This is a genomic window from Nostoc sp. 'Peltigera membranacea cyanobiont' 210A (genome assembly GCF_002246015.1).
In the GTDB taxonomy this organism is placed as follows: Bacteria; Cyanobacteriota; Cyanobacteriia; order Cyanobacteriales; family Nostocaceae; genus Nostoc.
Genome location: NZ_NOLJ01000005.1, coordinates 228707 through 248167, shown reverse-complemented (window position 1 = coordinate 248167; position 19461 = coordinate 228707). Strand labels below are relative to the sequence as shown.

20 protein-coding genes and 1 pseudogene are annotated in these 19461 nt (G+C 43.0%); 16 read left to right on the top strand and 5 right to left on the bottom strand.

The window, feature by feature from the left end:
- Positions 1 to 113: 113 nt before the first annotated feature.
- From CDG76_RS17255 to CDG76_RS36250, 3 genes and pseudogenes are all read left to right on the top strand, one after another.
- Positions 114 to 635 (top strand): LabA-like NYN domain-containing protein, encoded by a 522-nt coding sequence (locus CDG76_RS17255; RefSeq protein ID WP_041565194.1) that lies wholly within the window; start codon positions 114 to 116, stop codon positions 633 to 635.
- Positions 636 to 730: 95 nt separating this feature from the next.
- Positions 731 to 2335 carry a 2-isopropylmalate synthase gene (locus tag CDG76_RS17250; RefSeq protein ID WP_094350196.1) on the top strand — a complete coding sequence of 535 codons (1605 nt, stop codon included), beginning with the start codon at positions 731 to 733 and terminating at the stop codon, positions 2333 to 2335.
- 102 nt (positions 2336 to 2437) lie between these two features.
- Positions 2438 to 2806: pseudogene (locus tag CDG76_RS36250) on the top strand (GNAT family N-acetyltransferase); the annotation flags it as partial.
- Here CDG76_RS36250 and CDG76_RS17240 read toward each other — a convergent pair.
- A complete protein-coding gene (locus tag CDG76_RS17240; RefSeq protein ID WP_094350195.1) occupies positions 2752 to 4329 on the bottom strand; it encodes a HEAT repeat domain-containing protein in 1578 nt (525 codons plus the stop codon). The pseudogene CDG76_RS36250 and the gene CDG76_RS17240 sit on opposite strands and share 55 nt — an antisense overlap.
- Positions 4330 to 4462: 133 nt before the next feature.
- A complete protein-coding gene (locus CDG76_RS38370) occupies positions 4463 to 4645 on the bottom strand; it encodes a hypothetical protein (protein WP_223265264.1) in 183 nt (60 codons plus the stop codon).
- A 158-nt stretch (positions 4646 to 4803) separates the two neighbouring features.
- Here CDG76_RS38370 and CDG76_RS17230 point away from each other — a divergent pair, with 158 nt between their 5' ends.
- The 4 genes from CDG76_RS17230 (at position 4804) to CDG76_RS17215 (ending at position 7813) form a co-directional block, all read left to right on the top strand.
- On the top strand, positions 4804 to 5061 hold the full coding sequence (locus CDG76_RS17230; protein ID WP_094350194.1) for a type II toxin-antitoxin system ParD family antitoxin: 258 nt from the start codon (positions 4804 to 4806) through the stop codon (positions 5059 to 5061).
- Positions 5058 to 5351 carry a type II toxin-antitoxin system RelE/ParE family toxin gene (locus CDG76_RS17225; RefSeq protein WP_094350193.1) on the top strand — a complete coding sequence of 98 codons (294 nt, stop codon included), beginning with the start codon at positions 5058 to 5060 and terminating at the stop codon, positions 5349 to 5351. The genes CDG76_RS17230 and CDG76_RS17225 overlap by 4 nt, the downstream gene beginning before the upstream one ends.
- A gap of 146 nt (positions 5352 to 5497) precedes the next feature.
- On the top strand, positions 5498 to 6241 hold the full coding sequence (locus CDG76_RS17220) for a metallophosphoesterase (protein ID WP_094350192.1): 744 nt from the start codon (positions 5498 to 5500) through the stop codon (positions 6239 to 6241).
- Between the two features lie 129 nt (positions 6242 to 6370).
- A complete protein-coding gene (locus CDG76_RS17215; protein ID WP_094350191.1) occupies positions 6371 to 7813 on the top strand; it encodes a RecQ family ATP-dependent DNA helicase in 1443 nt (480 codons plus the stop codon).
- 89 nt (positions 7814 to 7902) lie between these two features.
- On the opposite strand, the gene CDG76_RS17210 is transcribed toward CDG76_RS17215, so the two are convergent.
- From CDG76_RS17210 to pheS, 3 genes are read right to left on the bottom strand one after another with little or no spacing between them, the layout of a single operon-like run.
- The gene (locus CDG76_RS17210; protein WP_094350190.1) at positions 7903 to 8166 is read right to left on the bottom strand and encodes a type II toxin-antitoxin system RelE/ParE family toxin; all 264 of its coding nucleotides are present in this window, start codon (positions 8164 to 8166) and stop codon (positions 7903 to 7905) included.
- Complete coding sequence (locus tag CDG76_RS17205) at positions 8163 to 8378, bottom strand: hypothetical protein (RefSeq protein ID WP_094350189.1); 216 nt, start codon at positions 8376 to 8378, stop codon at positions 8163 to 8165. Before CDG76_RS17205 ends, CDG76_RS17210 begins: the two co-directional genes overlap by 4 nt.
- Before the next feature lie 45 nt (positions 8379 to 8423).
- Entirely contained in the window at positions 8424 to 9416 is a 993-nt protein-coding gene (gene pheS / locus CDG76_RS17200) for a phenylalanine--tRNA ligase subunit alpha (protein ID WP_094350188.1), read from the bottom strand.
- Positions 9417 to 9870: 454 nt separating this feature from the next.
- On the opposite strand from pheS, the gene surE reads away from it, so the two are divergent.
- From surE to CDG76_RS17155, 9 genes are all read left to right on the top strand, one after another.
- Positions 9871 to 10677, top strand: coding sequence for a 5'/3'-nucleotidase SurE (surE, locus tag CDG76_RS17195; RefSeq protein WP_094350187.1), 807 nt, complete (start codon positions 9871 to 9873; stop codon positions 10675 to 10677).
- Between the two features lie 277 nt (positions 10678 to 10954).
- Positions 10955 to 11851 (top strand): MBL fold metallo-hydrolase, encoded by an 897-nt coding sequence (locus tag CDG76_RS17190; protein WP_094350186.1) that lies wholly within the window; start codon positions 10955 to 10957, stop codon positions 11849 to 11851.
- 132 nt (positions 11852 to 11983) lie between these two features.
- Positions 11984 to 13045, top strand: a complete 1062-nt coding sequence (locus tag CDG76_RS17185) for a bifunctional riboflavin kinase/FAD synthetase (protein ID WP_094350185.1) — start codon at positions 11984 to 11986, stop codon at positions 13043 to 13045.
- 140 nt (positions 13046 to 13185) lie between these two features.
- A complete protein-coding gene (locus CDG76_RS17180) occupies positions 13186 to 14094 on the top strand; it encodes an AAA family ATPase (protein ID WP_094350518.1) in 909 nt (302 codons plus the stop codon).
- 274 nt (positions 14095 to 14368) lie between these two features.
- Positions 14369 to 14626 carry a type II toxin-antitoxin system RelN family antitoxin gene (locus CDG76_RS17175; RefSeq protein WP_094350184.1) on the top strand — a complete coding sequence of 86 codons (258 nt, stop codon included), beginning with the start codon at positions 14369 to 14371 and terminating at the stop codon, positions 14624 to 14626.
- The gene (locus CDG76_RS17170; protein WP_094350183.1) at positions 14616 to 14981 is read left to right on the top strand and encodes a type II toxin-antitoxin system RelE/ParE family toxin; all 366 of its coding nucleotides are present in this window, start codon (positions 14616 to 14618) and stop codon (positions 14979 to 14981) included. Before CDG76_RS17175 ends, CDG76_RS17170 begins: the two co-directional genes overlap by 11 nt.
- A 185-nt stretch (positions 14982 to 15166) precedes the next feature.
- Positions 15167 to 15754, top strand: a complete 588-nt coding sequence (locus tag CDG76_RS17165; RefSeq protein WP_190240877.1) for a cytochrome C — start codon at positions 15167 to 15169, stop codon at positions 15752 to 15754.
- Positions 15755 to 16048: 294 nt separating this feature from the next.
- Complete coding sequence (secA, locus tag CDG76_RS17160; protein WP_094350182.1) at positions 16049 to 18841, top strand: preprotein translocase subunit SecA; 2793 nt, start codon at positions 16049 to 16051, stop codon at positions 18839 to 18841.
- Between the two features lie 104 nt (positions 18842 to 18945).
- Positions 18946 to 19404: an aspartyl protease family protein gene (locus tag CDG76_RS17155; RefSeq protein ID WP_094350181.1), complete on the top strand. Its 459-nt coding sequence runs from the start codon at positions 18946 to 18948 to the stop codon at positions 19402 to 19404.
- Positions 19405 to 19461: the final 57 nt, after the last annotated feature.

Below are 19461 nucleotides of genomic sequence, written 5' to 3'. Positions count from 1 at the left end.
TAAAAGCTATAGATAAAGAACTACGTTATAGATATTAGCAAACAAGGCATTTGAAAATTGCTATAATCTATTGTTCCATCTAAATTCATATATATTATTAGGTGTAAATTTGTATGGGTTCTCCAATGAATCGTCTATCTATTTTTGTAGATGGAAACAATATGTTCTATGCTCAACAAAAAAATGGCTGGTTTTTTGACCCGCGGCGAGTCTTAGAATACTTCAAACACGAGCAATCAGAAACAACATTAATTAATGCCTTCTGGTACACTGGCTTAAAAGATCCACAAGACCAGCGAGGTTTCAGAGATGCTCTAATTAGTCTAGGATATACAGTACGAACTAAGATTCTGAAAGAATATTATGATGATACGTCAGGTCGTTACTCGCAAAAAGCGAATTTAGATATTGAAATTGTTGTAGATATGTTTAATACAGTAGACCAGTATGACCGAGTAGTATTATTCAGTGGTGATGGAGATTTTGAAAGAGCAATCGAACTATTACGCTCAAAAAATACACATATTACGGTAGTATCAACGGAAGGAATGATTGCTAGAGAACTACGCAATGCTACTGATAGATATATAGATTTAAATGATATCAGAGATCAAATAGAAAAAACTGAAGGTTAGTAGCTTTAACAATTATTTACAAAAATAAGAGTAAAACAAAAACTAGGGTTGAAGATATATTAAGCCTCAAGTAAACACTAAACACCAAACGGCAAATGACAAACAAAACAGATCGAATCATTATTTTTGATACAACATTGCGAGATGGAGAGCAGTGTCCGGGAGCGACTTTGAATATAGACGAAAAGCTAGTTATTGCCAAACAATTAGCGCGTCTAGGTGTAGATGTAATTGAGGCAGGCTTTGCCTTTGCCAGTCCCGGAGATTTTGAAGCAGTCAAGAAGATTGCTCAAATTGTCGGGACAGAAAATGGCCCGGTAGTTTGTAGTTTGGCAAGAGCCATTAAAGCAGACATTGAAGCGGCTGCGGAAGCATTAAAACCAGCAGTTAATGCCAGAATTCACACATTCATTTCGACTTCTGATATTCATTTAGAGTATCAATTGCGAAAGTCACGGGCAGAAGTATTAGCGATCGCCGAAGAAATGGTAGCCTATGCCAAGTCCTTCATGACAGATGTCGAATTTTCACCGATGGATGCGGCTCGTACCGATCCAGAATTTCTGTACCAAGTTTTAGAGCGTGCGATCGCAGCTGGTGCAACAACAGTTAACATTCCCGATACTGTAGGTTACACAACCCCTAGCGAATTTGGGGCAATGATTAAGGGCATTATCGAAAATGTCCCCAACATCGACCAAGCGATTATTTCCGTTCACGGCCACAATGATTTAGGCTTGGCAGTTGCTAACTTCTTAGAAGCCGTGAAAAATGGCGCACGGCAACTAGAATGTACCATCAATGGCATTGGCGAACGAGCTGGCAATGCATCACTAGAAGAATTGGTAATGGCGTTGCACGTGCGGCGGCAATATTTTAACCCTTATCTCGGCAGACCAGCAGATTCTCAAGAATCCCTGACAAATATCGACACCCGACAAATTTACAAAACCTCACGCTTAGTTTCTAATTTGACGGGAATGTTAGTACAACCAAATAAAGCGATCGTGGGGGCGAATGCCTTTGCCCATGAGTCTGGGATTCACCAAGATGGCGTCCTGAAAAACAAACTCACTTACGAAATTATGGATGCCCAATTGATTGGCTTAACTGACAATCAAATAGTTTTGGGCAAACATTCAGGTAGAAATGCTTTCCGCACGCGGTTGAAAGAATTGGGCTTTGAACTGTCGGATACTGAGTTAAATAAAGCCTTCGTTAGATTTAAAGAAGTAGCAGATAAAAAGAAAGAAATTTCTGATTGGGATTTGGAAGCGATCGTTAACGATGAAATCCAACAAGCACCCGATTTGTTCCGGGTAGAGTTAGTGCAAGTTTCCTGTGGTAGCAACGCCCGTCCTACTGCTACAGTTACTCTGCGTACCCCAGACGGCGAAGAATTAACCGATGCTGCGATCGGTACTGGGCCAGTGGATGCAGTTTACAAAGCCATCAACCGTGTGGTGAATGTACCCAACCAGTTGATTGAGTTTTCTGTGCAGTCAGTAACAGGCGGTATTGATGCCATTGGAGAAGTGACGATTCGTTTACGTTATGAATCTAAAGTGTTTTCTGGTCATGCAGCGAACACAGATATCATCGTGGCATCCGCACAAGCTTATGTAAATGCGTTGAATAGGTTGTATGCATCTTTGCAAACTCAACAAAAGCCAGAGGAAGTAACTGCACAGAAAGTCTAAGATCGGAATCTGTGAAACTGCCAGTTTTTAGCTGATGCTAACAAACTCCTCTCCAACTTTGGGGAGGAGTTATTTGTGAGTTCCAAAAAATCGTTGGAAATTATGCTGACAGAAAAACATATAATTATCAGAGAAGCTACTACCAAAGAAGATTCACTGATTGCAAAACACTCTTACCAAATGTGGCTAGATATTGGTGTTGATGAGAGTAATATTCTTCTGGAGTGGCAGAATATTACCCTCCAATTTATAGAAGAAGCGCGTCGAGATTTGTTTTACAAGGCTTTTGTTGCAGAGATTGATAATACAGTTGTAGGTTCTGTAAGTTGTCAACTGTTTGCAGGCTTATACCCGAATATTTTCAAAGATGAATACCGCAAGTTTGGATATATTTGGGGCGTTTATGTTGAACAGTCTTACCGCAGACAAGGAATTGCCAAATCCTTAACTAATAGAGCAATTGAATATTTAAAAGCGATCGGTTGCACGCGGGTGGTTCTTAACGCCTCGCCATTGGGTAAACCATCAATTAAAGCTTGCAACTGTCCTCTGATAGCTTCTAAAAGCGGCGACTTACCTTCCGTTACCCGAAATTCTTCTTCTAAAAGCACAGGTAACATCAAATGTGTGCAGAGTTGTTGGTCTTCAGTCTCAGCCATTGCCCATCCAGCGATTCGACACGCTAAACTGGTTTTACCTACACCCCCTTCACCACCAATTACTAGGCAGCTACGTTGTTTCTCGAAAGTTGAGCGCAAATTCTCATTCATCAGTTGGGGAACTGTTGTACCATCCAGAACAACGGGAATGGGAATGTAACAGGCGCGACTGCTAACTGTATCCTTTTTGGGAAATTGTTCGCGGGCTGCTTTGATATATTTAGTTACCCACGCATCTAATACTCTGGGATGGTAATGAAACCAGCCAACAAATAGCACATATCGCAGAGGTACATTGACGCTGATAAATGGGAGAGAAAAATCTGTATAGGGTTTGAGGGCGTTATTAATTTTCAACAACCATAAAGGGGCTATCCGCAAGAGAATTAACCACACGGAAGGTAATAAGATCAGGTAAGCGGCAATTCCCAAGAGTAATTTATGCCCAAATAGCCATTCTAGAACTCTATCAAAGAGGCGAGTTTCTTTTTCTGCTTTCAGGGCATTGAGAGGGCGACGTATCAGCCTAGTGTCCGTCTCTGTGAATTTATCTTTGTGTTCTTGGATAGTTGTCAATACCTGCTCAAAGTCTGAGATGACTTTCTGCAACTTTGAACTAGGTAAAGCATTTGCTTTGTCCTGAAAGCCTGCTGCTATTCCTCCTAAACCTTTGATAGCACCTAAACGCACGTAAAACTGGTTATCATTCAACAGGGCAATTAAATTCGGGACAGCCGATACTGCTTCTGTACCCATTGCACCCAGAGCGTAGGCAGAATTGTAACGTACAGTGGGGTTCTTATCTTTTAAGGCAGCAGTTAATACTGGGACAGCTACTTTCGCTTCTACACCAATTTTCCTGAGTGCAGAAGGAACATAAATGCGAACGAATTGCTCCTTGTCTTGTAACGCCGCCATCAACGATGGAACTGCTGCTTTGGCTGCTGTACCAATATTTCCTAAAGCTAAGGTGGCGTACAGGCGGACTTGTCCATCTTCATCCTGCAATGCGGCACTTAAGGCAGAAACGGCTGGTGCTGCTTCTGCACCCAAATCTCCTAAAACCGAAGCGGCGTGCCAGCGAAGATTAATATCCTGATTTTTCAAAGCTTGAATCAGAGACGGCACTGCTGGGGAACCGATATTAACTAATGCATCTGCTGCAAGGCTTCTGATGTGGGCATCGTTATCTATTAGCTTCTCAATCAGGGGAGCAATTTTGCTGTCAGTAGTGATTTGCGCCCAACTATTGCTTGTGCATAGTAGGAACAGTGTCAGGCATAAGACAACTACCTTGAGCGCACTAAGTAATACTTGTCTGGTATGCTTTGTCATTGAATCGGATTGAATCACCCGATGAACAACTCCAGTCAGAGAAACTATACCTAAGATTGTAATCTAACTGTCAATGTGGGTTAGCGATGTCTACGACGGGCTACGCCTACGCACTGGTTTGCTCCCGCTTTGCTCAAGCTTGATTAGCATTAGGATTTAAACGCATCATAATTTTCTCTGGTTCTGTCAAATTTTTAAACCCATAACAGCGATAAAGTCCATGAGCATCTTTTGTGCCTAACAACCACCTTGACGAAACACCTTGGTACGAGGAAGGTAAATATCGATGGTTATGGGTAGCAATTACAAAATACAATTGCGGTTTACCACATCGGTAGTCATCGCCAGTAAAGGTTGTTACGCCTGAATGCTTACGGCATTTATGGGATGGTTAGTTACCAATCAATAATTGCTTTTGATGTAGCAATGTTGTTAGAATCTAGATAAGAATATTAATTCTATAAACTAAAAAATATGTACATCCAAATTAAACCAGAACTAGAGCAATTTATTCAGGCACAGCTTGCAAGTGGTAGATTTACTAATGCAGATGATGTCATCAATGAAGCCTTTAAACTGTTACAAGAAAGAGAGCAGCGATTTGAAGAATTACGGCAAAAAATTGCTGTAGGAACTGAACAAATTGCTAAGGGACAAGTAACTGACGGCGAAGTTGTATTTGCCAGATTACAAGAAAAAATTCGTCTAATTGCTGAGGAGTCCTCTGAATGAGTAATTATTCATTTTCAGATGTAGCAATTCGAGATTTAGATGAAATTTGTGAATATATTGCTCGGAGTAGCCCAAAAGCAGCTAGTAAGCTTTTTGATGACATTCGCTCCAAATGTAAATTAGTAGCGAGTTTCCCCAATATGGGAAAAAGTTATGGAAGGCTTGTACCAAATCTGCGCGGTTTTGTTGTGGATGATTACATTATATTTTACTATCCAAGAGAAGACGGAATTAGTATTACTCGTGTTGCCAGTGGTTATCGAGATTTAGAATCTTTGTTCGTAGATTAATAATTAAACTGTAACTATGTTTTTGGTCTAGTACTTATCGCTCTATTCAGGGGCATAAAACTAACTTAGTACAATACAAATACGATACAGCTATATATAAACCAAGTATATATAGTATTTCAAAATGCTTCAATTATGGAATTACCATGAAAATTCACATATTAAGTGATTTGCATCTTGAATTTCAACCCTTTAATATTCCTGATATGAATACTGATATTGTTGTCTTAGCTGGAGATATTGATTTAAGAGAAAGAGGAATTAAATGGGCAATTCAAAACATTCCCAATAAACCAGTGATATATGTATTAGGTAATCATGAATACTATGGAAGTGCTTATCCAAGGCTTGTTGAGAAGCTGAAAGATTATTCATTAGGAACTAATGTTCATGTTCTAGAGAATGATTTAGTTACTATTGAGGGTATAAATTTTTTAGGTTGTACCTTATGGACTGATTTTAAACTGTTTGGTGAGCCACGTATGGCAGGTGTAGAAGCTAGTCAAGTCATGAACGATTACAAGAAAATTAGATTAAGTCCTCAATACTCAAAGTTAAGAACTATTGACACAGCGCTAATTTGTAAAAAATCAGTTAATTGGTTAAAAAATACATTATCTGGCTTGTCTGGTAAAACTATAATTATCAGTCATCACGCTCCTAGTGTAAAGTCTATACCTTTTCAATATAAAGAAGATATTTTAAGTGCTGCTTATGCTTCAAATCTTGATACTTTAGTTGAGGAGTCTGGAGCATTATTATGGATTCATGGCCACATTCACAATCAATTAGATTATCAAATCGGTTTGACTCGCGTTATTTGTAATCCGCGTGGTTATCCAGATGAGCCAAATAATTGCTTTAATCCAGGATTATCAGTAGAAATTTAATATATAAGGAGGAACCCGCTTTCTACCTCAATACAGTTCAGTTAAAATGATGAAATTACTGAACCATTAGCTGGATAACAGAGGCTATATTCAGCATTCAAGGATATGGGTGCAATATAGTTACTGATTATGAATCAGCCTACAACAAAATCTTGGCAAGAAGTCCTCGCTGCTTTTAAAAAAATCTGGGGTTATGAAGATTTCCGCCCACCACAGGGAGAAATTGTCAGCAGTTTATTGTCACAGAAAGATGCGCTGATTATTATGCCTACAGGTGGCGGGAAGTCGATTTGTTTTCAACTTCCCGCACTGCTACAAACAGGATTAACCTTGGTAGTTTCGCCCTTGGTGGCGTTGATGGAAAACCAAGTTCAGGAACTACTACAAAGCAAGCAAAAAGCAGCACTTTTACATAGTGAATTATCTTCATTTCAACGCCGTGCAACGCTGCAAGCTTTAGAACGCCAACAGCTAAGATTACTTTATTTATCGCCCGAAACTTTGCTCAGTGTCCCAGTGTGGGAAAGATTATGTCACCCGCAATTAAAAATTAATGGTTTGATTTTAGATGAAGCTCATTGTTTAGTGCAGTGGGGTGATACTTTTCGCCCAGCTTATCGCAGATTAGGGGCGGTGCGTCCGGCGTTGCTCAAATCAAAACCACCAGGAACAAAAATTAGTATCGCCGCTTTTACTGCTACTGCTGACCCCTCAGCCCAAAAAATTATTCAAACAGTTTTACAATTACAGCAACCAGAGATTTTCCGCTTGAATCCTTACCGTCCGAATTTGCATCCCAGCGTTCGCATCGCTTGGACACCACGGGGTAGGAAACAACAATTATTAAAGTTTATTCAAAATAGACCGCAACAATCGGGATTAGTTTATGTTCGCACTCGGAGAGATAGCGAAGATTTAGCTGAATGGTTAGCAGAGATGGGTTATGCTACAGCTAGTTATCATGCGGGATTGGGTGCAACAGAACGCCGTGCAGTGGAAGCAAGCTGGTTAAGTGGCAAAATACCATTTGTGGTTTGTACCTGTGCGTTTGGTATGGGGATAAATAAAAGTGATGTGCGCTGGGTAGCACATTTTCACGCACCACATCTGCTATCTGAATATGTGCAAGAAATTGGCCGCGCTGGGAGGGATGGGAAACCAGCCGAAGCGTTGACATTGGTAAGTGAACCTACGGGGTGGTTAGATTCAGGGGATAAGCAAAGACAGGAGTTTTTTCAAGAACAAATGCGATCGCAACAACAAATAGCGCAGCAACTTGTGAAAAAATTACCAAAACAGGGAGAAGTGAACGCAGTAACTCGACAATTTCCTGAAGGTGCTACGGCTCTAGCTTTACTCCACAGCAGTGGTCAGTTAAACTGGCTTGATCCTTTCCATTACACCATTGGGCAAAAAGCCGGAAATCAGCCACCGACACAATTACACGCTGCTAAACAAATGCATCAATATCTGACTACAAAGCAGTGTCGTTGGCAATTTTTGTTAAATGCCTTTGGTTTTGACAAAGAAGCAGCTAACTTGCGTTGCGGACATTGCGACAATTGCCGCTAAAGTGAGATTGCTTGCGATCGCAAAGACTGAGATTGCCACGCTTCACTTCGTTCCGCTCGCAATGACCTTTTATATTTAATTACGTCTACTTACTTATCAATTAGCAAAATTTCTTCTTCCCCAGATTCTATATTTTGCACGAAGTTAAAGACAATGCGACAATCATAGTCCACTGAAGACGCCCAAGCTCCAGACAGTTTGCCTTTAAGTTTATGAGTCTGCAACAATGGATCAAATGGATCGGCAGTTAGTAGTGCTAACCGCTCTGCAATCCGCTCTTGTAATTCTGGCTGTCGTCGTACCAATCGATTAAATGCTCGTTTAAACGATGATGCCAGAACTACAGTTCTCACTTGCGTAACTCATCCATTATTTGAGTAACAGTTCCACGGAACACTTTACCCGTCTGGTATTCTACTTGTGCTTGAGCGATATTAGCAGCAATTTCAGAACGCCGCCGTTCTGCCAACCGATGACTTATCAGATCAATTAATGTTTCTTGTTCATCTACTGATAAGTTTTCGATACTTTCTAGAACTTGATCTAACCTGGAAATTGAGGCCATTGTTTATTGTTACCTTGCTTGCAGTACATAACTATTACATAAGTCCTAAAATTGCTGCAAAAACCGCAAATCGCTAGCATATAACCGACGAATATCATCGATTTGGTGTAACACCATTGCAAAGCGTTCTACACCAAAACCAGCAGCAAACCCAGTATAAACTTCTGGATCATAACCCACAGACTTAAGTACATTTGGATCGACCATACCGCAGCCCATCACCTCCAGCCAGCGACCATTCCACTGCAAATCCACTTCAGCCGAAGGTTCAGTAAACGGGAAATAACTGGCGCGGAAGCGAATAGGTAAATCGCCAAATATTGCTTGTAAAAATACTTTAATTGTGCCCTTGAGGTCTGTAAAAGTTAGTCCCTCATCAATGGCTAAAAGTTCTATTTGATGGAAAACTGCTGAGTGAGTCGCGTCTACATTATCTCGCCGATAAACTCGCCCTGGAGCCACGACCCGAATCGGTGGTTCTTCTCTTTCCATGTAACGAATTTGTACTGACGAGGTATGAGTGCGTAAAAGATTCCCATCTGGCAGGTAAAAAGTATCCTGCATATCACGGGCGGGGTGGTCAGGTGGGGTGTTGAGAGCCTCGAAATTATAATAATCAGTTTCCATCTCTGGCCCTTCAGCCACGGTGTAGCCCATACCGACAAAGATATCCAGTGCCCGATCGATAATGCCGTTGAGGGGATGAATGCGACCTTGGGGGCTGTAAATTCCTGGCATAGTTACATCCAGAGTTTCCGCCTCTAGCTGGAGATGAATTTGCGCGGCTTCGAGGGCGACGCGTTGCTGGTCTAGACTAGTTTGCAGGGATTCTTTGACTGTATTGGCGATCGCTCCAATTTTTGGTCGTTCCTCTGCGCTCATCTGCCCCATACTTCGCAACAGTGCCCCCAGTTCCCCTTTTTTACCCAGATAGTTAACTCTGAGTTCTTCCAGACGTTCTAAGGTGTCGGCGGCTGCGATCGCTTTTTCTCCTTCTTGCCGCAGTGCTAAAAGTTGAGCTTCTAAATTGCTAGTCATTAGTTATTAGTCATTGGTCATTAGTCATTAGTCTATATTCAAAAGCTGTGAACTGGTCGATAAATAAACTTATAGTCATACCATTAACATCAGCTAAAGGTGAGGTTGAAACCAAACCTCTGTTTATCAGTTATAGACAATTGGGCTAGTACAGCGGGCGTGTAAATCCAGCTAACATCTCACTTAACCAGACTTGAGGATTGAGCAACTTGTCTTAAAGGTAGGCAAAATTCCGCCACACTATCTAGCGAGTATAAATATTTTTTTGCTGCTTGTGACCTCAGACATTGACAAATCGCTAATAACAAATAACTAATAACTAATGACCAATGACTAACTAATACAACTCTTGGAGAGGCTGCGCCAACGGCTTCTCTACGAGACGCTACGCGTAGCTTGCTTCCCCGGAGGGGTACGCTCAGTACAAGTGACCAATGACCAATGACTAATGACCATGAAATTACTAATTAGCAACGATGATGGCATTTCTGCCCTAGGGATTCGTACCCTAGCCAACTACTTGGCAGAGGCTGGCCATGATGTGAGTGTAGTTTGCCCAGATCGAGAGCGATCGGCAACTGGACACGGGTTAACTTTACACCAACCCATTCGCGCCGAAATTGTTGAAGGGATTTTTCATCCTGCTATCAAAGCTTGGGCTTGCGATGGTACACCTTCAGATTGCGTCAAATTGGCGCTGTGGGCTTTGCTAGATACTCCCCCGGATTTGGTTCTCTCTGGCATTAATCAAGGTGCGAATTTGGGAACTGAAATCTTGTATTCCGGTACTGTTTCTGCGGCAATGGAAGGTCTAATTGAAGGCATTCCCAGTGTGGCGCTGAGTCTGATGAGTCACACATCTAAAGACTTTCAAGCTGCTGCTAAGTTTGCCACAGTTCTCGTAGACCAGTTAGCCCAAAAACCCCTGCCAGATTTAATGTTGCTCAACGTCAATATTCCTGCGGTCAAATGGGAAGAAATTGCCGGAGTTGCTCTCACCCGTCAAGGCCTACGGCATTACATTGATGTGTTTGATAAACGAGTCGATCCTCGTGGAAAAACGTACTACTGGTTAACCGGAGAGGTAATTGAGGATGTAGAACCCCCAACCGGATCAAATCTGCCTCAAAATGTACCGTTAGATGTGCATGTTGTACGTAAAAACTACATCAGTATAACTCCGTTACAATACAATCTTACTTACGCAACTGGATTAGAGAAATTATCGGAGTGGGAATTCAATTTCCCTGGAATCATTTGATTTATCAAGACAAAAAGGTGGTTATTCAAATGCATCAGAGAAAAATGTAGGCTATAACGTAGGGGCACTCTTGAAATAACCGATACACATTCACCCCAAAACCGGGGAAATTCTCACTGACGTATTTCATTCACATTTACACAATCAGCCAGAAACAGGATATGCTGTTTTACCAAGAAATCCTCCCTCTAGCAAAATCGGAGAGACAGCATAAACTTAGACAAAATAAGTAACAATTCTTTCATTTATCGCCCGCTCAGTCCAGCAAGCAACACCCATGTCTAGGATAGAGAATCAATTTACCGTACAATTTTGGGGCGTTCGCGGCAGCATCCCCAGCCCAGGGCCAAACACTGTTCGTTACGGCGGTAATACCCCTTGCATATCAATGCAAGCGGGCGATAAACGCTTAGTTTTCGATGCTGGCACGGGACTACATGTTTTGGGGCAATCTCTGTTGCGCCAAATGCCGTTAGAAGCTCACATATTTTTTACCCACTCTCACTGGGATCACATGCAAGGTTTTCCCTTCTTTACGCCAGGGTTTGTAAAGGGGAACGACTTTCATATTTACGGCGCGATCGCACCTGATGGTTCTACCATAGAACAGCGCCTCAACGATCAAATGTTGCACCCGAACTTTCCCGTACCCTTGCAAATTATGCAAGCCAATTTAAATTTTTACGATGTTCGGCCGGGGCAACCAATCCATATCGATGACCTGATCGTAGAAACAGCACCTTTAAACCATCCAGGTGAAGCTGTCGGATACCGCGTCAACTGGCATGGTGGTGCAGCTACTTACATAACTGATACCGAACATTTTCCCGATCGACTCGATGACAATGTGTTGTGGCTAGCTCGTAATGCCGACATCTTAATTTACGATTCTACCTACACAGACGAGGAATACCACTCGCCAAAATCCCCGAAAATTGGCTGGGGACATTCTACCTGGCAAGAAGCGGTAAAAGTGGCACAAGCTGCTAACGTCAAAACTCTGGTGATCTACCACCACGACCCCGCGCACGATGACGACTTTTTGGATCGTGTCGGCAAAGAAGCCGCTGAAAAATTTCCTGGTGCTATTATGGCACGGGAAGGATTGGTACTTCAGGTTCCGACCTCAGTTGTCTTATCAGAATCTTTTCCTGTTAGCAAGTTGTCTTCCTAAAGATTGCGATCGGAGGAATTGGAGATTTTAGATTAGATTGGTGATCAGAGGCTTTCAGCGCTCCTGAAGGCGGTTTACCATAGGGTAGCTTCCTGCTGAGAGCTAAAATAAACCTAAAATCTCAGAATCCACGTGCTAAATTTGTCTAAAAATGGGTGTTCTGTGCGGGTTGCTTTTTCTAGCGTTGGGCTACTAACGCCGACTGCTGTTGCCCTTGGCAAGTTTGATGGCGTTCATCTTGGTCATCAAAGGGTAATTCAACCAGTCTTGCACACTGGTCACTTGTCAGGAGCTAGTAGTCCGCACTCAAAGGGAAATCAACTGACAAATCAAGAATATACCTATTCAACAGTTGTTACCTTTGACCCCCATCCACAAGAGTTCTTTACAGGGCAACCCCGGACTTTGTTAACGCCACTGGATGAAAAAGTCCAACAATTGCGATCGCTTGGGGTAGAACAATTAGTACTACTACCTTTTGACAAAGAATTGTCTGCGTTGACCCCCGAAGAATTTGTCGAAAAAATTCTCGTGCAACAACTGCGATGCCAACGAATTAGCATCGGGCAGGATTTTTGTTTTGGTGAAAAGCGCAGTGGTACTGCTCAAGATTTGCAATTACTCGCCGCCAAGCACAATATCCCTGTTACCATCGTTCCCTTACAAACTTATACAGGTGACTCGCCCACCCAAACTAATTGCGTCAGTACTACTCCGACTCCAGATGCCCGCATTAGCACTTCATTGATCCGTCAAACCCTTGAGCAGGGAGATATCGAAAACGCAAATCTATTACTAGGACGCCCCTACACCCTCCTTGGTGATGTCGTTCAAGGTCAACAATTGGGCAGAACAATTGGCTTTCCCACCGCCAACCTCCAATTACCAAAAGAAAAGTTTTTGCCTTGCCAAGGAGTCTACGCTGTCCGTGTTTTCACTCTCAATGAAACAACAGATACCGCTCCTAGTGAGAACTTGGGCGTCATGAATATCGGTAATCGTCCAACTGTAAACGGTACTTATTCATCTGCGGAAGTACATTTATTCGATTGGTCTGGTGATTTGTATGGCAAAAAACTGGTTGTGCAGCTAGTTAAATTTTTACGCCCTGAACAAAAATTTCCTTCTCTCGAAGCCCTGAAAACACAAATTCAACTTGACTGCGTTATTGCTAGAGAAGTTTTGAGTGCTTAGTGGGAACAATAGATAGGGCATTGGAAGAGGCAGAGGTGCAAAGGGGCAGAGCGGCAGAGGGGAAAAACTTACTGCAACTTCTCCTCTGCTCCCCTGCCCCCCTGCTCCCCTGCTCCCCCACTCCCTATTCCCCACAACGCATGAGAGAAAAAATCGACGCTTTAACACAAAATCTAGCTCTTACCATCGTTGGCAAAGCTGAGGCAATACGTTTAGTGCTAGTAGCATTGCTAGGTGGTGGTCATGCTCTCCTAGAAGATGTCCCTGGTGTTGGTAAAACCTTGCTTGCTAAATCCTTAGCTCGTTCACTGGATGGCAAGTTTCAACGGTTACAATGTACCCCCGATTTATTGCCAACTGACATTACTGGCACCAACATCTGGAACCCAAAAAGCGGCGAATTTACTTTTCTTCCTGGGCCAGTCTTTACCAATATTCTCTTAGCTGACGAAATTAATCGCGCTACACCCCGCACTCAGTCAGCTTTATTAGAAGTTATGGAAGAACATCAGGTAACAGTCGATGGTGTCTCTCGTGCAGTTCCCCAACCCTTCTTTGTAATTGCCACTCAAAACCCTATCGAGTATCAAGGTACTTTTCCCCTGCCGGAAGCGCAAATGGATCGGTTTATGTTGTCGCTGAGTTTGGGCTATCCTTCTGAGGCAGAAGAACTCCTGATGCTGCAAAATCTGCAAAATGGTGTCAAAGTTGCTGATTTACAGCCTTGTATTACCTTGGAAGAAGTACAGAAATTGCGTTACCTCTGCTCTCAAGTAAAAGTGGCAACTTCCTTGCAACAGTACATCCTCGAATTGGTACGGGCAACACGTCAAGATGAGGAAATCGCCCTTGGTGTTAGTCCGCGTGGCACATTAGCATTACAACGGGCTGCCCAAGCGCTAGCTTTTCTATTAGGGCGTGATTATACCATTCCCGATGATGTGAAATTTCTTGTCCCTCACGTTCTTTGCCATCGCCTTATCCCTAGAGGAGGACGCAATGCAAGAACTGTTGTTGAGCGATTATTGCGATCGGTTTCTATTCCTTAAGGTAACGTGAATTCGATGAACTCAAAAACCGCTATCCGAGGTGGTGGTAACTGCATTTCTTGCTGAGGAAAATATTTTTTTACGCTTTTACTCCCGTTCTTTCTGCGTCAGTTTGCACATTGCGTATCAATTCATCCAAACTATCAGGGAAATTTCCTCGCACCACCATTTTAGTAAATACCTCATAATATTCAGACTTGACTGAACTTAAGTTTCCTGAACCTGCCGGAATTTGGGCGTGTTAGGATCTCTTACAAAATCAGGTAGACAATAAATGAAAGCGATCGAAGTTACCGGCAGGATTGATTCTCAAGGAAATCTAGTTCTAGATGAGCCGATTCAGGGAAACACTTATCCTCATCAGGTTCGGGTGATTGTGTTAGTTCCAGAACAAGCAGAAACAGAAGAGGTTGACCCTGATGATACACCTGTTGAGGAGATTAAAGCTAGCTTGAGGAGAGCCTTACAGCAAGCAAAAACAGGGCAGCGCTTACCACTATCTCAAATGTGGGAGGGAATTGATGCCGAATGAACAGCCATCGGTATTAATCGATTTAACTCCTGAATATAAACAAAACTTGCGTGACCTTTCAAAAAGATTTCGCAATATTCGCTCTGATGTTCAACCGATTATTGAGCAATTACAACAAGGGAGTTTTGTCGGCGTTCGCATTGCGGGCATTGGTGAGGAATATGTTGTTTATAAGGTGAGAGTTCGTAACAGTAGTATCCAAAAAGGTAAGAGTGCTGGATACCGATTGATTTATCAAGTTGAGTCACCTACAAGTATTTTGCTACTAACGATTTATTCCCAATCTGACCGAGAAGATATTGGTGCAAATGAAATCCGAGATATTGTGGCTGATTTTTCTAGTGAGTCAGGTTAAAACTACTAGAACATTTTTCCTTGCCTAGTTAGTGATGCCCTGAATAGATATTTATATTACTGTTATCGATATGAAAAATGTGTTGCTTGACAAAACTACTTACACAAAATTTGAAACACTGCCAATACTGCGTAAGTCTTATGATTAGCACAAGCGCCACTTTTAAATATTTGGGAATGTGAGGAATGTCAATTTTTGTTAAGCGCAAAATCCGCGATGCCTACGGCGGGCTACGCCAACGCCAAGCACTACAGCCAAGCGCCGAACGTGAATTCAAACGCCAATTTTTCGGTTTACTTCTGGTAATTATAACGTGGAGTTTAGCTATGGGCTGGCTTCTAGCCTTGGCAACTAACGCCCAAAGTGCGACTCCTCCTGCTGAAATTGGCACTGTTGACGTAGTACCTGCACAATACCAACTGGGGCAAGAACTGTATTTAGAAAGCTGCTCTAGATGTCACATTGCCATACCACCAGCCGTTTTACCTACCCAAACTTGGAAAAATCTCCTGCAAGACTCGCAGCACTACGGCGCACAACTCCAGCCTTTAGTCGATCCGCAACGCATCTTGGTGTGGAAATATCTTTCGACTTTCTCCCGCGTGCAGCTAGACGATGAAGAAACGCCATATCGCGTCAATAACTCGCGTTATTTCAAAGCTTTGCATCCAGGAATTGAGTTACCACGTCCCGTCCAAGTTGGCAGCTGTGTCAGTTGTCATCCCAGTGCTAATGATTACAATTTCCGCCGCCTGACAGCGGAGTGGAAGTGAGGAGTGAGGAGTTAGAAGTAGAGGAGTTGAAAAATTCATAACTCCTAACTCTATTCCCCCACACCCTCTCTGGCCCCATCTGGGGGCAAAATGATACTATGAAGAAAGAGTAAATATAAGATAAGAGTTAAAACCAATCAGTTTATTAAATGATTGGCTAGTTTTTATCCTGTTTTTGAGGTAATTCTCATTTCACACCCATCCACGACCAAGACGTTTGGACTGGGTTAAATGTTTATAATCAATGCCAACCCTTTAATTCCCATCCCCCTTGATTCAGTTCTATAACCTGCCATGCTAAAACTTTTGTTGGGCGACCCCAACGCTCGTAAGCTTAAAAAATACCAACCTTCTGTTACTGAAATTAACCTTTTAGAGGAAGAAATTAAGGTTCTTTCCGATGATGAGTTAAAAGGTAAAACCGTCGAATTTAAACAACGGCTCGCTAAAGGCGAAACCCTAGATGACATATTGCCAGAAGCTTACGCCGTTGTCCGGGAAGCAGCACGGCGAGTATTAGGCTTGCGGCACTTTGATGTCCAACTCCTTGGCGGTATCATTTTGCACGTGGGGCAAATTGCCGAGATGAAAACTGGTGAAGGTAAAACACTAGTTGCCACCTTGCCAAGTTACTTAAATGCCCTTACTGGTAAAGGTGTACACGTCATCACCGTAAACGATTACCTAGCTCGTCGGGACGCTGAATGGATGGGACAGGTGCATCGCTTCTTGGGGCTGAGTGTGGGGCTAATTCAGTCAAGCATGACTCCTAGTGAACGCCAGAAAAACTACGACTGCGATATCACTTATGTTACCAACAGCGAGGTCGGCTTCGACTATCTGCGGGATAACATGGCGACATCAATGGCAGATGTGGTGCAACGCCCGTTTAATTATTGCGTAATTGACGAGGTGGACTCGATTTTAGTTGATGAGGCGCGGACACCACTGATTATTTCTGGGCAGGTAGAAAGACCTACAGAAAAATATCTGCAAGCCGCTGAAATAGCATTCACACTCAAAAAAGACGAACATTACGATGTAGATGAAAAAGCTCGCAACGTGCTATTGACAGATGAAGGGTTTGCGGAATCAGAAAATCTTTTAGGAGTCACAGATTTATTTGACCCAGAAGATCCTTGGGCGCACTTCGTTTTCAATGCAATTAAAGCCAAGGAACTTTTCCTTAAGGATGTAAATTACATCGTCCGCAATGGTGAAGTAGTAATTGTGGATGAATTTACTGGTCGGGTACTAGCCGGACGGCGTTGGAGTGATGGATTACACCAAGCGATTGAAGCGAAAGAACACGTAGAGATTCAGCCAGAAACTCAAACTCTAGCGACAATTACTTACCAAAATATGTTCTTGCTGTATCCAAAACTCGGTGGAATGACAGGAACGGCAAAAACCGAAGAACCAGAATTTGAAAAAATTTATAAACTCGAAGTTGCGGTAATTCCCACCAACCGCGATCGCAGACGGGAAGATTTGTCTGATATGGTCTTTAAGACAGAAGCAGGCAAATGGGGGGCGATCGCTAGAGAATGTGCCGAAATGCACGAACTCGGTAGACCTGTATTAGTAGGAACCACTAGTGTAGAAAAATCTGAACTTCTGAGTAGGCTGCTGAAGGAATTGGCGATTCCTCACGAATTACTTAACGCCCGTCCTGAAAACGTCGAACGTGAGGCGGAAATCGTCGCTCAGGCAGGGCGTAAAGGTGCTGTCACTATTGCTACCAACATGGCTGGTAGAGGTACAGACATCATCCTGGGTGGTAACTCCGAATATATGGCGCGTCTGAAACTGCGGGAATACTTTATGCCCCGGATCGTCATGCCAGAAGATGAAGATGCCTTTGGCGTGCAAAGAGCAGCCGGGTTGCCTACAGGACATGGTAGTGGTCAAGGCTTTGTCCCTGGTAAGAAAGTCAAAACTTGGCGGGCTTCGCCAGAAATTTTTCCGACTCAGTTGACAAAAGAAACAGAAAAACTACTCAAAGATGCAGTAGAAATAGCAGTGCGTGAGTATGGCGATCGCAGTTTACCGGAATTGGAAGCAGAAGACAAGGTAGCTGTGGCGGCAGAAAAAGCTCCCATCGATGACCCTGTGATTCTGAAATTGCGGGAAGCTTACAACCGCGTCAAGCAAGAATATGAACAATTTACTACCCGCGAACATGATGAAGTAGTGGGAATTGGCGGTTTGCACGTAATTGGTACAGAACGCCACGAATCACGGCGGATTGATAACCAGTTGCGCGGACGTGCAGGAAGACAAGGCGACCCTGGAACCACGAGATTCTTCCTCAGTTTAGAGGATAACCTACTGCGGATTTTTGGTGGCGATCGCGTTGCTGGGTTAATGAATGCCTTCCAAGTGGAAGAAGATATGCCCATCGAATCTGGGATGCTTACCCGCAGTTTGGAAGGCGCACAGAAAAAAGTTGAAACCTACTACTACGACATTCGGAAGCAGGTGTTTGAGTATGACGAGGTGATGAATAATCAACGTCGTGCTATTTATGCTGAACGCCGCCGAGTTTTAGAAGGTCAAGACTTGAAAGAACAGGTGATTAAATACGCTGAAAAAACGATGGATGACATCGTTGACTACTACATCAACATAGACTTACCCTCGGAAGAGTGGGAGTTAGAAAAGTTGGTTGAGAAAGTTAAAGAATTTGTCTATTTGCTAGCGGATTTACAAGCGAATCAATTAGAAGATATCACAGTCAGCGAAATTAAAGCCTTCCTCCACGAACAGGTACGAATTGCTTACGACCTCAAAGAAGCGCAGATTGACCAAGTTCAACCCGGACTGATGCGCCAAGCTGAACGCTTCTTTATCTTGCAACGCATTGATACCCTGTGGCGGGAACACCTGCAACAAATGGATGCCTTGCGTGAATCGGTGGGATTGCGTGGTTATGGGCAAAAAGACCCGTTGATTGAATATAAGAGCGAGGGTTACGAACTCTTCCTGGATATGATGGTAAATATTCGTCGAGATGTCGTGTACTCGTTGTTCATGTTCCAGCCTCAGCCTCAGCAGATGGTGCAAGCTTCGTCTGAGATGGTGTAGTAGGGGATATATCACGCAGAGACGCAGAGGTGCAGAGAGTGCTTTTGCGTCTTTGTGCTTTAAGGCATCTCTCAAAAATATTTTGTTTTCAGGAGTTTGCTGAAATGGGTAAGCTGATACTGCCAAATCTTCAAGGTAAGCAAATGGGGCAAGTAATAGTTACCCTCACTGTCACGAATCGAATTGATCGAGTTTTGGCTCAACGACGCTTTATTTCTTCGGAGGAAGTTCGCTCTTATACTCTGGATGATGTTTTAGTTGATACGGGCGCAACTTTGCTGTGTTTACCTGCTAGCATTATTAGTCAACTAGGTTTAGTCCAAGGTGGAGAAGCCCAGGTAGAAACTGCTGCTGGAGTTAAGCAGGGGCGAATTTTCCGAGATGTTGAACTTAGTATTGCAGAGCGTCAAGGAACCTTTGATTGTCTGGAACTCACAGAAGTACCTTATGCCCTTTTAGGTGTAACAACAATGGAAGTTTTAGGGTTAGAACCAGACTTTAAAAATCGGAAGTTGCGGATTTTGCCGATGAATTCTGAGCAAATTTATCTGAGTGTATTGTAAACAGTCTAGGTTTATGCTGAAAGCAGGTACTCGCTTTTTCAGTAAAGTTAATTTCAT

Coding starts and splice junctions, on each gene's coding strand:
- CDG76_RS17255 (WP_041565194.1), top strand. CDS start 114: ATGGGTTCTCCAATGAATCGTCTATCTATTTTTGTAGATGGAAACAAT.
- CDG76_RS17250 (WP_094350196.1), top strand. CDS start 731: ATGACAAACAAAACAGATCGAATCATTATTTTTGATACAACATTGCGA.
- CDG76_RS17240 (WP_094350195.1), bottom strand. CDS start 4,329: ATGACAAAGCATACCAGACAAGTATTACTTAGTGCGCTCAAGGTAGTT.
- CDG76_RS17230 (WP_094350194.1), top strand. CDS start 4,804: ATGTACATCCAAATTAAACCAGAACTAGAGCAATTTATTCAGGCACAG.
- CDG76_RS17225 (WP_094350193.1), top strand. CDS start 5,058: ATGAGTAATTATTCATTTTCAGATGTAGCAATTCGAGATTTAGATGAA.
- CDG76_RS17220 (WP_094350192.1), top strand. CDS start 5,498: ATGAAAATTCACATATTAAGTGATTTGCATCTTGAATTTCAACCCTTT.
- CDG76_RS17215 (WP_094350191.1), top strand. CDS start 6,371: ATGAATCAGCCTACAACAAAATCTTGGCAAGAAGTCCTCGCTGCTTTT.
- CDG76_RS17205 (WP_094350189.1), bottom strand. CDS start 8,378: ATGGCCTCAATTTCCAGGTTAGATCAAGTTCTAGAAAGTATCGAAAAC.
- pheS (WP_094350188.1), bottom strand. CDS start 9,416: ATGACTAGCAATTTAGAAGCTCAACTTTTAGCACTGCGGCAAGAAGGA.
- surE (WP_094350187.1), top strand. CDS start 9,871: ATGAAATTACTAATTAGCAACGATGATGGCATTTCTGCCCTAGGGATT.
- CDG76_RS17190 (WP_094350186.1), top strand. CDS start 10,955: ATGTCTAGGATAGAGAATCAATTTACCGTACAATTTTGGGGCGTTCGC.
- CDG76_RS17180 (WP_094350518.1), top strand. CDS start 13,186: ATGAGAGAAAAAATCGACGCTTTAACACAAAATCTAGCTCTTACCATC.
- CDG76_RS17175 (WP_094350184.1), top strand. CDS start 14,369: ATGAAAGCGATCGAAGTTACCGGCAGGATTGATTCTCAAGGAAATCTA.
- CDG76_RS17170 (WP_094350183.1), top strand. CDS start 14,616: ATGCCGAATGAACAGCCATCGGTATTAATCGATTTAACTCCTGAATAT.
- CDG76_RS17165 (WP_190240877.1), top strand. CDS start 15,167: ATGTCAATTTTTGTTAAGCGCAAAATCCGCGATGCCTACGGCGGGCTA.
- secA (WP_094350182.1), top strand. CDS start 16,049: ATGCTAAAACTTTTGTTGGGCGACCCCAACGCTCGTAAGCTTAAAAAA.
- CDG76_RS17155 (WP_094350181.1), top strand. CDS start 18,946: ATGGGTAAGCTGATACTGCCAAATCTTCAAGGTAAGCAAATGGGGCAA.